Here is a 12,356-nt window from a genome sequence, read left to right as displayed (position 1 = left end):
TTGGGTACTTTCTTTGACGCAAAGAAAGTCCCCCGCCCGCCGGGGCGGGACCCGGCAATCCCCTGCCGCCGAAGGCGGCTCCTCTCAGCCCTCCGAAGGAGGGCGATAAAACTTCCGCCGCTCCCCGAGCGGCAAATCCAAAAAAGCCCCCGCCGCCCGCAGGGCGGCAAAAAAGGAGATTCCCATGTGCGACGCCCTCTATATCCATATCCCCTTCTGTGAGCGCAAATGCCCCTACTGCGACTTCTACTCGGTGGCGGCGGACGAGGCGCTGATGGACGCCTATACCGACGCGGCCATCCGCTCCATCGGGCGGGCGCCCTACGCGCTCGCGCCGCTCGACACCGTCTATTTTGGCGGCGGCACCCCTTCGGTACTGGGGGGCCGCCGCCTTTCGCGCATCCTCGAGGCGGCGGATGCGCGCTTTGGGATCGCGTCGGGCGCGGAGATCACCGTCGAGTGCAACCCCCACTCGGCACTTGGGCGGGAGCTTTCCATCCTGCGGGCGGCGGGCGTCAACCGCCTTTCGTTCGGGATGCAGAGCGCCGACGACGGCCAGCTCCGGCGGCTCGGACGGCTGCATACCGCCGCCGACGTGGTTTCGGCGGTGGAGACGGCGCGGGGCTGCGGATTCGCGCATTTTTCGCTCGACCTCATGCTCGCCACGCCCGGCCAGACCCCTGCGGACATCGACCGGGCGGTCGGCCTGTGCGGCAGGCTCGGCGCGGAACATGTGAGCGCCTACCTGCTCAAGATCGAGCCGGGCACCCCCTTTGACCGGCAGGGGGTCGCGGCGGCCTGCCCGGACGAGGAGGGACAGGCCGCGGCCTACCTGCACGCGGCCGGATCGCTGGAGGCGGGAGGCTGGAGGCAGTACGAGATCAGCAATTTCGCGCGGGAGGGCCGCGTCGCCCGCCACAACCTCAAATACTGGGACTGCCGGGAATACCTCGGCGTGGGACCGTCGGCCCACTCGTTCGTAAATGGGCGGCGGTTCTATTTCCCGCGCGACCTGCGGGGATTCCTCGCGTCGGGCGGGGATTTCTCCCGGGCCGTCGACGACGGCCCGGGCGGGGACGCGGAGGAATACCTGATGCTCCGCCTGCGGCTTTCCGAGGGGGTGCGCTGGGACGCACTCGCGGCCCGCTATCCCGGCTTTGGCGCGAAAAATCTGCGCGAAAAAGCCCGCCGGATTCCCGGCGGGCTGATAACGCTTGATTCGGACGGCCTGCGCCTCACGGCGAAGGGCTTTCTCCTCTCCAACGCGGTGATCGGGGAGCTGCTCGGCTAATCAGACGTCCATCATCTTCCTGAGCTGCTTGCCCAGATCGGAGGCGATCCCCTTGACCCCGTCGATAATCTCGTTGATGCCCGTTTCGATCTCCTTGGCCTCGGCGGCCTTGAAGAAGTCGCGGGAACGGGTCTTGCGGTAACGCTTTACCATCTGGCGGATGCGCTCGGTCTCCTGCGCGGTCAGCGGCTGTTCGGGCCGTTTGAGCATGAGCAGCACGTTCGCGCAGTCGGAGAGCAGCTCGGTGTATTCGTCGTCCACCTGCTTTTTGAAGCGGGCGGTCATCTGCGCCTCGTCGTTCGGGTCGGTGAAACGGAGCTCGACGATCGACGCCTCCCCCCCGAGCTGGCGGATCTTCTGCGCCAAAGCGGAAAACTGCTGCATGCTCTGGGCCGTGTTGGGCAGCAGGGCGACCCCTTGCTTGAAGTATTCGGCGCCAATCTCCTTGAGCTTTCGCCAGACGTAGACCCGTGCCTTCGAGGGATTGATCGGCACGTTATAGCTCAGCGCCAGCCAGACGGTCCGCGGCATACGGCCCACCTCCCAACTCGTATCGACAAATTTCGCGTCCCACCACACACAACGGGGCGCGATCTGATTTTATTGTAACCGTTGTTTCCTTTTTCGTCAACACCCGGCCGCCCGGATGGTGGAATTTCTCTTGCATGGAAGGGCCGCGGATGGTAGAATAATGAAATGAATTGTATTCCGTCCACGGGCGGATTTTGAAAGGATGGTCATCCCCCATGTCGGTGAGAAACCTCTCCCTGCCGGAGCACTATTTTTCCAAGCTGGACATTATGGAGACTGAGATCGCCATCAAGCTGGCGAAGGACACCTTTGAGCGGGAGCTCGCGCGCTGCCTCGAATTGACGCGTGTGTCCGCGCCCCTCTTCGTACAGCCCGAGACCGGCCTCAACGACGACCTCAACGGCGTCGAACGGCCGGTGCAGTTCGATATCCTCGACCTCGGCTCCGACGTGCAGATCGTCCACTCGCTGGCGAAATGGAAGCGTCTCGCGCTCGCGCGCTACGGCTTCGCGCCCGGCACCGGGCTTTACACCGATATGAACGCCATCCGCCGTGACGAGGTGCTCGACAATCTCCACTCGGTCTACGTCGACCAGTGGGACTGGGAGAAGGTCATCACCCGCGAACAGCGGTGCGCCGAAACGCTGAAGGATACCGTGCGCCAGATCATGAAGGCGCTCTGCAAGACGCAGGAGACCCTTGCCAACCAGTTCTCCTGCCTCGAACGCTACCTGCCGGAACAGATCTCCTTCGTTACGAGCCAGCAGCTCGAGGACGAATACCCCACCCTCTCCCCCAAGGAGCGGGAGGACGCGGCCGCCAAAAAATACGGCGCGGTCTTCATCATGCAGATCGGCGGCGCGCTCAAGTCCGGTAAGCCCCACGACGGCCGTGCGCCCGACTACGACGACTGGTCCTTAAACGGCGACATCATCATCTGGTACCCGGTGCTCGGACGGGCGCTCGAGCTCTCCTCGATGGGCATCCGCGTCGACGCCGACGCGCTGCGCCGCCAGCTTGAAATCTCCGGTCACACCGAGCGTGCGTCGATGCCCTTCCACAAGATGCTGCTCGAGGGCCGCCTCCCGCTCACGATGGGCGGCGGCGTGGGCCAGAGCCGCATCTGCATGGCGATGCTCCAGAAGGCCCACATCGGCGAGGTGCAGGCGTCCGTCTGGCCCGAGGATATGCGCGACGCCTGCGAGGCGTCGGGCATCCACCTGCTGTAACCAGGGGGGAACTTTTGCCAAAGGGAACTTTCGAGAAAGTTTCCTTTGGAAACCCTTAAAGCTTTTGATTCAGGCCCGCCGCGGCACGTCGCCGCACGCGCGCCCCGTGAGACAAACGTTTTTTCCGGTCTTGGAAAGGCCTCAACGAATAACAAAAATTTTCGCCCGCCTTTTTTAAAAGGCGGCAGGGTCGCGGGGCGGAGCCCCGCGTCGCGCCCGCAGGCGCGAAACGCTTGATCCTTTAAGCGTATTTTCTTTGCTGCTTTCTTTTACAAGAGAAAAGAAAGCAGGCCCGCCGAAGCGCGGGAAACGGAGAGGAAGGGAAACACATGGATCTGACAAAGCTGTTCGGCTGCCGGGTGTTCGGCGACGCCGCGATGCGCGAGCATCTCTCGCGCGAGGTCTACGAAAGCCTGCGGCGCACCCGCGAGGCGGGGCTGCCGCTCGACCCGTCGATCGCGCAGGCGGTCGCGGAGGGGATGAAGGACTGGGCGATCGCGCAGGGCGCCACCCACTACACCCACTGGTTCCAGCCGCTGACCAACATCACCGCCGGCAAGCACGACGCCTTCATCGAACCGGACGGCGAGGGCGGCATGATGCTCGAATTTTCCTCCAAGGCGCTCATCAAGGGGGAGCCGGACGCGTCGAGCTTCCCGTCGGGCGGGCTGCGCGCCACCTTTGAGGCGCGCGGATACACCACCTGGGACCCCACCTCCCCCGCCTTCGTCAAGGACGGCACCCTCTATATCCCGACCGCCTTCTGCTCCTACGGCGGCGAGGCGCTTGACCAGAAGACCCCCCTCCTGCGTTCGATGCAGGCGGTCGGCAGCGAAGGGGTCCGCCTGCTGCACCTGCTCGGCGAGGAATCCGTCAGCTATGTCATCCCGACGGTCGGCGCGGAGCAGGAGTATTTCCTCATCGACCGCGCGCTCTACGAGCAGCGCCTCGACCTGAAGATCTGCGGCCGCACCCTCATCGGCGCGAAGCCCCCCAAGGGGCAGGAGCTCGACGACCACTACTGCGGGCGCATCCGTCTGCGGGTGTCCGACTTCATGCACGCGCTCGACGAGGAGCTCTGGTCGCTGGGGGTGCCCGCCAAGACCAAGCACAACGAGGCAGCCCCCGCCCAGCACGAGCTGGCCCCCGTCTACGACCAGGCGAACATCGCCTGCGACCACAACCAGCTCACGATGGAGATGATGCGGGTCGTCGCCAAAAAGAAAAACCTCGCCTGCCTGCTGCATGAAAAGCCCTTCGCGGGCATCAACGGCAGCGGCAAGCACAACAACTACTCCCTCGTCACCGACGCCGGCAAAAACCTCCTCTCCCCCTCGGGGGACCCGGTGCGGAACCGGCGCTTCCTGCTGCTGGCGGCGGCCTTTGTCCAGGTGGTGGACGAGTACGGCGACCTGCTGCGCGCGTCGGCCGCCTGCGCGGGCAACGACCAGCGCCTCGGCGGCTGCGAGGCTCCGCCGCCGGTGATCTCCGTCTTCCTCGGGGAGGCGCTCACCCGCACCCTCTTCTCCTTCGCCGACGGCGGCGGCTGCCCCGAGGAGCACCGCCAGCTGCTCAAGACCGGCGTGGACGCGCTGCCCGAGCTCGTCAAGGACGACTCCGACCGCAACCGCACCTCCCCCTTTGCCTTCACCGGCAACAAGTTCGAGTTCCGCATGCCGGGCGCGTCCCAGTCGATCGCGCTGACCAACGTCGTGCTCAACACCGCGCTCGCCGACGTCTTTTCCGGCTTCTCCGACCGGCTGGAGCGCGCCGCCGACCGCGACGCGGAAATCTGCGCCCTCATCTCCGAGGTCATGCAAAAGCACGGCCGCATCATCTATAACGGCAACAACTATTCCGAGGCGTGGGTTCAGGAGGCCCGGCGGCGGGGCCTGCCCATCATCCCCTCGACCGTCGAGGCGTTCGACTGCCTCGTCGCGCCCAAGAATATCGCCCTTTTCGCGCGGCACGGCGTCTTTACCGAGGCCGAGTGCATCTCCCGGCATGAGATCCTGCTGGAAAACTACGTCAAGGTCGTCGGCATCGAGGCCGCCACCCTCATCGAGATGGTGCGGCGGCAGGTCTATCCCGCCGTCGTGCGTTACACCGGCGAGATCGCCGAGACGGTCAACCGGATGCGCACCGCGGGCGCGGCGGCCGTCTCCACCGTGCGGCTGCTCGACACTCTCACCGCGCTCGTCGACCAGATCGACAGCGAGCTCGGCGCCCTGCGGGACGCCTATGCGCGCAGCCAGTCGATCGAGGACGTGCACGCCCACGCCGAATTTATGCGCAGCGACATCCGCCTGTGCATGGAGAGCCTGCGGGCCGCCTGCGACGCCGCCGAGACGATCATGGACGGGTCTTGCTGGCCGATGCCGACCTACACCGACCTGCTGCTGCGCGTATAAAACTACATAAAACGAGGGCGGAGCCTTTGGCTCCGCCCTCGTTTTTCCGTTTTATTGTGCGAGCCCGGCGGCGGCAAGCGCCTCCGGGACTTTGATCAGCCGCTGGTTGCGGCTGCCCCGGTACTCCAGCGTCAAATCCCGTTCCGCCTCGAGATACGGCCCGTCGACCAGCAGGTCGGCCAGCCGCAGCAGGCGCAGAACGGCGGGATTTCGTTCGCCCATGTGCAATAACTGTTCAAATGTATACCCGGAGTAAATCACAATGTTCTTGCCGAGCGCGCGGATGCGTTCCCCGAGCGCGGCGAGCGCCTCCGGCTGGCAGAAGGGTTCCCCGCCCGAAAAGGTCACGCCGCTCATCAGCGGGTCGGCCTTCACCTGCCGCACAATCTCGTCGGGGTCCGCGGGGTAGCCGCCGGCAAAGTCGTGGGTCTGGGGGTTGTGGCAGCCGGGGCAGCGGTGCGGGCACCCCTGCACAAAGACGACGTACCGCATCCCCGGGCCGTCGACGATCGAGTCGGAGACGCACCCCGCGACGCGCAGCGGCGGAATCTCTTCCGCCGGCATCAGAGCTTTACTTCACGGCTGACGGTGTGCTTGACCCGCTCGCCCACCTCGGCGCGCTTTGCGTCGTTGAACCGGTCGAGGGTTCCCACCAGATAGCCGGTGATGCGGCGGATGCGTTCGAACCCGACGCCCTTGCCGACCATTTCCACGCCGTCCTGATTGATCTGTACCATAAAAAATGCCTCCTCATTTAATCGTTCTAAATTGTTCAGAAGGAAAGCGGATTCGCGCTGCGCTCGCTCTCCTCAAAGGGGTCCCCGCAGTAGCCGCAGTTGGCGGCGCTCTCCTGCCAGCAGCCGAGCTCCCGCAGCTTCTGGACGCTCACGGCCTCCCCCTCGCGCCTGCCGCAGCGGGGGCAGACCTCGTCGATGATGCCGGTGTAGCCGCAGACGGGGTCGCGGTCGACCGGGTGGTTGATCGAGCCGTAGCCGATGCCGCACTCCTTCATGTAGCGCACCACCTGCTCAAACGCGTCGAGGTTTTTCAGCGGGTCGCCGTCCAGCTCGATGTAGGAGATGTGCCCCGCGTTGGTCAGCGCGTGGTAGGGCGCCTCGAGGCGGATCTTCTCGCTGGCGGAGATGTTGTAGTAGACGGGGATGTGGAAGGAGTTGGTGTAGAACTCGTGGTCGGTGATCCCTTCGAGCTCCCCGAACTGCTTGCGGTCCATCCGCACGAACCGCCCCGAAAGCCCCTCGGCCGGGGTGGCGAGCAGGGTGTAGTTGAAGCCGGTGGCGCGGGTCGCGTCGTCCATGCGGCGGCGCATGTGCCCGATGATCTCCAGCCCGAGGTTCTGCGCGTACTCGCTCTCCCCGTGGTGCTGGCCGATCAGCGCCTTGAGCGTCTCCGCCAGCCCGATGAAGCCCATCGACAGGGTGCCGTGTTTGAGCACCTCGCGCACCTCGTCATCGGGACCGAGCTTGTCCGAATCGATCCACACCCCCTGCCCCATCAGGAAGGGGTAGTTGCGGACCTTCTTTTTCGCCTGGATTTCAAACCGCTCCATGAGCTGGTCGATCACGAGGTCGATCTTGCGGTCGAGCTCCTCAAAGAACCAGTCGACGTCCCCCTTCGCGCGGATGGCGATGCGCGGCAGGTTCACCGAGGTGAAGCTCAGGTTGCCGCGGCCGTTGACAATCTCGCGGGTGGGGTCGTAGTGGTTTCCGATCACGCGGGTGCGGCAGCCCATGTAGGCGATCTCCGTCTCGGGGTGGCCGGGCTTGTAGTACTGGAGGTTGTAGGGCGCGTCGATGAAGGAAAAGTTGGGGAAGAGCCGCTTGGCCGACACGCGGCAGGCGAGCTTGAAGAGGTCGTAGTTGGGTTCGCCGTCGTTAAAGTTGATCCCCTCCTTCACCTTGAAGATGTGGATGGGGAAGATGGGGGTCTCGCCGTTGCCGAGCCCCGCCTCGGTGGCGCGCAGCACGCATTCGACCACAAGGCGGCCCTCCGGCGAGGTGTCGGTGCCGTAGTTGATCGACGAGAAGGGGATCTGCGCGCCCGCGCGGGAATGCATCGTGTTGAGGTTGTGGACGAACGCCTCCATCGCCTGGTAGGTGGCGCGGCGGGTCTCCTTGACCGCCTCCCGGCGGGCGAACTGCTGGAGCTTTTCCGCCGTCTCCCCGTCGGTGTATTCGTGCAGCAGCTCGGCCTCCTGGTCTCGGTAGCCGTTGTCGTCCGCAAAGACGGGGCCGATTCCCCGCGCGTCGAAAATCCCGTCGCGGATCGCCTTGGCGATCCCCTCCGCGTCGTCGATGCCGCAGAAGAGCTCGAGCCCCTTGGCGAGGTTGCGGGTGTAGAGCTTGCGGTAGGTCTTCGCCACACCCTTGGCCATTCCGTAGTCGAAGTTGGGGATGCTCTGTCCGCCGTGCTGGTCGTTCTGGTTGGACTGGATGGCGATGCAGGCGAGGGCCGCGTAGCTCGAGATGTCGTTGGGCTCCCGCAGAAAGCCGTGCCCGGTGCAGAAGCCGCCGGTGAAGAGCTTGTCGATGTCGATCTGGCAGCAGGTGGTCGTCAGCGTCAGGAAATCGAGGTCGTGGATGTGGATGTCCCCCGCCAGATGCGCCTTCGAGTGCTCGGGCCGCAGCACGAACATGTGGTAGAACTGCTTGGCCCCCTCGGAGCCGTATTTGAGCATCGTGCCCATCGCGGTGTCGCCGTCGATGTTGGCGTTCTCCCGCTTGATGTCGTTCTCGTCCGCCGACTTGTAGGTGAGCTCCTCATAGGTCTTCATGAGGCGGGTGTTCATATCGCGCACGCGGGTGCGCTGCGCGCGGTAGAGGATGAACTCCTTGGCGGTGCGGGCGTGGCCGTTGTCCACGAGCGTGCGCTCCACCGCGTCCTGGATCTCCTCGACCGTGGGGCTCTGGTTCCCGGCCTCCTCGAGGGAGGCGGCCACCTGCTCCGCCAGCGCGCGGGCCATCTCGTAATCGCTGCCGCCCAGCGCCTGCGCCGCCTTGAAGATCGCGGCCGCGATCTTGTCGAGGTCGAACAGGACGCACCGGCCGTCGCGCTTTACAATCGTCTGTATCATTCGGGTACCCTCCGTTATCTTGTTGTCCCCATATTTTGTGGTATTTTTCTTTATTTTCCACAAGATATAGTTCCATTTCATCACGCAGTTTCTATTTTAATGGAAAACAGGTTCCCTGTCAATGGTGAAAAACACATTTTTTAGTAGCGGTTTTTTCGTTTGGCACAAGATGTTGTGTTTTTGGCGAATTCTGGGGATTCAGGCCGAACCCCCGCGGCGCAGCAAATCCCGGGCTTTTCCGCACCTTTTGGGTGCGCGCGGGTTTGCAAACCGGCGCGAATTCTGATAGAATTTGACTAAGATTTCAACGGAAGGTGCCGCCATGAGAAAACTGCGCGCAGCCGCTTTGATATTGTCCCTGCTGCTCCTGCTGGGCGGATGCGGGAGCTCCGCCGGCGAGATCATCCGCTACGACGTCCCCACGGGCGTTTCCCTGCTCGACCCCCAGTTCGCGACCGACACGACCGCCCGCATGATCATCTCCAACACCTTTGAGGGGCTCTACCGCCAGCTTCCCGACGGCGAGGTGGTCCCCCGCCTCGCCGAAAGCAGCGAGGTCTCGGACGACGGGCTTGTCTGGACCTTCCGCCTGCGCCGGGACGCCGTGTGGAACGCCTCCAGCAGCCGGTCCGCCTTCCACGAGGCCCCCGTGACCGCACACGACTTCGCCTTCGCGCTCTCCCGCATGTTCGACCCGGCGGCGTTCAGCCCCTTCGCGGGGGAGTTCTCCTCGGTCAAAAACGCCTCGCTCATCCTGAGCGGCGCGGCGCCCCAGTCCTCGCTCGGCGTGCGCGCACTCGACGACTACACGCTGGAGATCACCCTCGTCCGGCAGGACAGCCGCCTGCCCGAGCTGCTCTCCGCGAGCTACGCGATGCCCTGCAGCCGGGAATTCTTCGAGTCGACGCGCGCCCGCTACGGCTTCGACATCGGAAGCCTGCTCTGCAACGGCCCCTTCTATCTCTACAACTGGAACAACGACCGGGTGATCTCCCTGCGCCGCAACAGGCATTACCTCGACGACCAGCCGGTCGTCGCGCGCGGGGTGGACCTCTATACGCCCGGCGCGGCGGACGGCGCCGAACCCGCCGCCCGTTTCCTCGCGGGCGAAACGGACGCCTGCAAGGTCTCCTTCTCCGACCTTCCCGCCGTGGAGGACGCGGGCGGGCAGGTCACCTCCTTTGAGGACACCGTGTGGGTGCTCCTGCTCAACGGACACAAGGAGCCCCTCGCGAACACGAACATCCGCCAGGCGGTCGCCTACAGCGTCAACCGTTCCCTCTTTGAGGGGCGGCTCCCCGGCAACCTGCGCGCTGCCGATACGCTGGTGCCGCCCGCCATCCTCTGGCAGGGGGAGTCCTTCCGGGCGCGGGCCGGGGAAAAGGGGCCGCTCGTCTCGAGCCCCGACCTCGCCAAGCGCTGCTATGTGGCGGGGCTCGAGGACCTCGGGCTCTCCGCCCTGCCGCTGGGGGAGCTGCTCGTCTGCGAGGGCAACAACCAGCGGGCGCTGGCCGGATACGTCCAGCAGGGGCTCCAGCGCTCCCTCGGACTCTTCGCCGGGCTGAACGTCCTGCCGCAGGAGGAGGCCCTCGAACGGGTGCGGGAGGGCGATTTCGACGCGGCCATCGTGCCCCTCTCGGCCGCCTATTCCTCCCCCGACGCGCTGCTCTCCCTCTTCCGGTCCGGCTCGGGGCAGAACTGGGCGGGCTATTCCAACGCCGATTTCGACGCGCTGCTCGATTCGGCCTCCACCCTCAGCGGTGTTGAGCTGTTCGACGCCTACCGTCAGGCGGAGACCCTCCTGCTCGAGGACGGCGCGGTCATCCCCCTCTACTTCGAAACGAGCTACTACGCCTCGGGCAAGGGCGTCACCGGCATCGGGTTTTCGCCCTTTTTGACGGGCGTCTCCTTCCAGTCGGCCGACAGGGAATAGCCCCCGCTTGACAAGAACCCGGCCCTGTGATAGAATACAGCCAAATCTAAGAAAGCACGAGGTTTCTGCGGAAGATGCGTAAATAACAGCCGATGAATCAAGAACACACCACGGCGACCGCTGCGGCCGTCTTATGTTGTTCTGTCCGGCTGGCATCCGCCGCAGAAATTTTTATTGCCCGCAATAAAAATGCGCCTCCCTGCCCCTGGGCGGCAGCGCCGCGCGCCCGTGCGCTTTTTTGCATGGCCGCGCGCTTTCTGCGAATCGGAATCCCTCCCGGACAGGACGTCCGGGAGGGATTTTTATGTATCTGTTACAGGCGCGGGACCTCAAAAAAAGCTTTGGGGTCCGCACGCTCTTTTCCGTGGATAAGCTCGAGGTCCACGACGGCGACCGCATCGGGCTGGTCGGCGCGAACGGCGCGGGCAAATCGACGCTCTTAAACATCCTCTTTGGCGGAGAGCCCGCCGACGAGGGAACCATTGACCGGCGCTGCCCCATTGCGCTCGTCCGCCAGTCGGGCGAGGCGGAGGGCGAGGGCGACGGGCGGACGCTCCGGGAGTGGGCGGTGGCGGACGGCGCCCGCAAGAGCGGCGGGGAGCGCACCCGCGCCGCGCTGGCGGCGGCCTTTTCACGCGGGGACCCGCTGCTCTTCGCCGACGAGCCGACCACCAACCTCGACCTCGACGGCATCGAGACGCTGCAAAAGCAGCTCCGCGGGTACCGCGGCGCGGTGGTGCTCGTCTCCCACGACCGCGCGCTGCTCGACCGGGTGTGCACCGCAATCTGGGCGATCGAGGAGGGGACGGTGCGGGTCTTCCCAGGCGGCTATTCCGCATGGATCGCCGAGCGCGACCGGGAACGCGCCTTCCGGCAGTTCGAGTATGACCAGTACCGCGCGGAAAAGGCCCGCCTGCTCGCGGATGCGCGCGACCTGCGGGAAGCGGCGCGCGGGATGCGGAAAATGCCCCGGCGTATGGGACTCAGCGAGGCGCGGCTCCACAAGGGCACCGCCTCGATCCCCCAGGGCACGGTGGAGGCGCGGGCCAAGGCGCTCTCCCGCCGCGCGGAACGCCTGGAGGCGCGGGAACGCCCCGGAGACCTGCCCGAGGTGCGCATGGCGCTCGGCGCCGCGCACCCCGTCACCGCCAAAACCGCCGCGCGCGTCGAGGGACTGACCGTCCGCTACGGGCCGCGCACCGTCTTGAAGGACGCCTCCTTCTCCCTGCCCACCGGCAGCCGCACCGTCATGCTCGGTCCCAACGGCGCGGGCAAGACCACCCTTCTGGAGCACCTGATGCGCGATGGCGAATGTGCCCGGTTCGCCGAGGGGGTGAAGCCGGGGTATTTCTCCCAGAATCACGAGGTGCTCGACCCCCAAAAGACGGTGCTCGAAAACGCGCGGGCCGATTCCCCGCTCGAGGAGCACGAGGTGCGCACCATCCTCGCCAATCTCGGTATCGCCGGGGACGACGTGCACAAAATCGCGGGGACCCTCTCGGGCGGCGAACGCGCCAAGGCGGTCTTCGCGCGGCTGCTCGCCTCCGACTGCAACCTGCTCGTCCTAGACGAGCCGACCAACCACATCGACCTCTACACCGCCGAGGCGCTTGAGAGCCTCCTGCGAAAATGGAAAGGCACCCTGCTCGTCGTGACCCACGACCGCCGCCTTGCCGAGCAGGTCGCGGAGCGGCTGCTCTTCGTCGAACAGGGCGGCGTCTCCGCCTTTGAGGGCGGCTGGCAGGCCTGGCGGGAGGAGCAGGCGCGCCGGGCCGCTCCACGCGACGCTGGGCTCGACGAGCTCATCGAGCGGATGCGCCGCGCGGCGGAGTTCTCTTGATTTTGCCGCTCGTGGGCGGAGGAGGTTGCC

The 12,356-nt window shown here is 65.4% G+C and carries 8 protein-coding genes and 1 pseudogene; 5 read left to right on the top strand and 4 right to left on the bottom strand.

Translation table 11 applies throughout. The features are described from left to right. Positions 1 to 184: 184 nt before the first annotated feature. The gene (hemW, locus tag ACZO3G_RS04445; RefSeq protein WP_276871458.1) at positions 185 to 1,291 is read left to right on the top strand and encodes a radical SAM family heme chaperone HemW; all 1,107 of its coding nucleotides are present in this window, start codon (positions 185 to 187) and stop codon (positions 1,289 to 1,291) included. On the opposite strand, the gene ACZO3G_RS04440 is transcribed toward hemW, so the two are convergent. Next, positions 1,292 to 1,822, bottom strand: coding sequence for a Chromate resistance protein ChrB (locus ACZO3G_RS04440; RefSeq protein ID WP_276871460.1), 531 nt, complete (start codon positions 1,820 to 1,822; stop codon positions 1,292 to 1,294). 215 nt (positions 1,823 to 2,037) lie between these two features. Here ACZO3G_RS04440 and asnA point away from each other — a divergent pair, with 215 nt between their 5' ends. Together asnA and ACZO3G_RS04430 are read left to right on the top strand one after the other, a co-directional pair. Next, positions 2,038 to 3,051, top strand: a complete 1,014-nt coding sequence (gene asnA / locus ACZO3G_RS04435; RefSeq protein WP_101548361.1) for an aspartate--ammonia ligase — start codon at positions 2,038 to 2,040, stop codon at positions 3,049 to 3,051. 329 nt (positions 3,052 to 3,380) lie between these two features. Next, a complete protein-coding gene (locus tag ACZO3G_RS04430) occupies positions 3,381 to 5,462 on the top strand; it encodes a glutamine synthetase III family protein (protein ID WP_277138532.1) in 2,082 nt (693 codons plus the stop codon). A 51-nt stretch (positions 5,463 to 5,513) separates the two neighbouring features. Here ACZO3G_RS04430 and nrdG read toward each other — a convergent pair whose 3' ends face one another. From nrdG to ACZO3G_RS04415, 3 genes and pseudogenes are all read right to left on the bottom strand, one after another. Continuing rightward, entirely contained in the window at positions 5,514 to 6,026 is a 513-nt protein-coding gene (gene nrdG, locus ACZO3G_RS04425; RefSeq protein WP_101548357.1) for an anaerobic ribonucleoside-triphosphate reductase activating protein, read from the bottom strand. Continuing rightward, positions 6,026 to 6,154, bottom strand: a pseudogene (gene nrdD / locus ACZO3G_RS04420) (anaerobic ribonucleoside-triphosphate reductase); the annotation flags it as partial. The gene nrdG and the pseudogene nrdD, both read right to left, overlap by 1 nt. An 80-nt stretch (positions 6,155 to 6,234) precedes the next feature. Continuing rightward, entirely contained in the window at positions 6,235 to 8,553 is a 2,319-nt protein-coding gene (locus ACZO3G_RS04415) for an anaerobic ribonucleoside triphosphate reductase (protein WP_276871463.1), read from the bottom strand. 322 nt (positions 8,554 to 8,875) lie between these two features. On the opposite strand from ACZO3G_RS04415, the gene ACZO3G_RS04410 reads away from it, so the two are divergent. Next, positions 8,876 to 10,486: a peptide ABC transporter substrate-binding protein gene (locus ACZO3G_RS04410; RefSeq protein WP_276871465.1), complete on the top strand. Its 1,611-nt coding sequence runs from the start codon at positions 8,876 to 8,878 to the stop codon at positions 10,484 to 10,486. Between the two features lie 304 nt (positions 10,487 to 10,790). Further along, a complete protein-coding gene (gene abc-f / locus ACZO3G_RS04405) occupies positions 10,791 to 12,326 on the top strand; it encodes a ribosomal protection-like ABC-F family protein (protein WP_276871467.1) in 1,536 nt (511 codons plus the stop codon). Positions 12,327 to 12,356: the final 30 nt, after the last annotated feature.

This window comes from Anaerotruncus sp. (genome assembly GCF_057433415.1).
This window is presented reverse-complemented; position numbering and strand designations above follow the sequence as displayed.

Bases quoted from the DNA above. Each gene is read 5' to 3' on its own strand.
- ACZO3G_RS04440 (WP_276871460.1), bottom strand. From the start codon at position 1,822: ATGCCGCGGACCGTCTGGCTGGCGCTGAGCTATAACGTGCCGATCAAT.
- ACZO3G_RS04430 (WP_277138532.1), top strand. From the start codon at position 3,381: ATGGATCTGACAAAGCTGTTCGGCTGCCGGGTGTTCGGCGACGCCGCG.
- nrdG (WP_101548357.1), bottom strand. From the start codon at position 6,026: ATGCCGGCGGAAGAGATTCCGCCGCTGCGCGTCGCGGGGTGCGTCTCC.
- asnA (WP_101548361.1), top strand. From the start codon at position 2,038: ATGTCGGTGAGAAACCTCTCCCTGCCGGAGCACTATTTTTCCAAGCTG.
- hemW (WP_276871458.1), top strand. From the start codon at position 185: ATGTGCGACGCCCTCTATATCCATATCCCCTTCTGTGAGCGCAAATGC.
- abc-f (WP_276871467.1), top strand. From the start codon at position 10,791: ATGTATCTGTTACAGGCGCGGGACCTCAAAAAAAGCTTTGGGGTCCGC.
- ACZO3G_RS04415 (WP_276871463.1), bottom strand. From the start codon at position 8,553: ATGATACAGACGATTGTAAAGCGCGACGGCCGGTGCGTCCTGTTCGAC.
- ACZO3G_RS04410 (WP_276871465.1), top strand. From the start codon at position 8,876: ATGAGAAAACTGCGCGCAGCCGCTTTGATATTGTCCCTGCTGCTCCTG.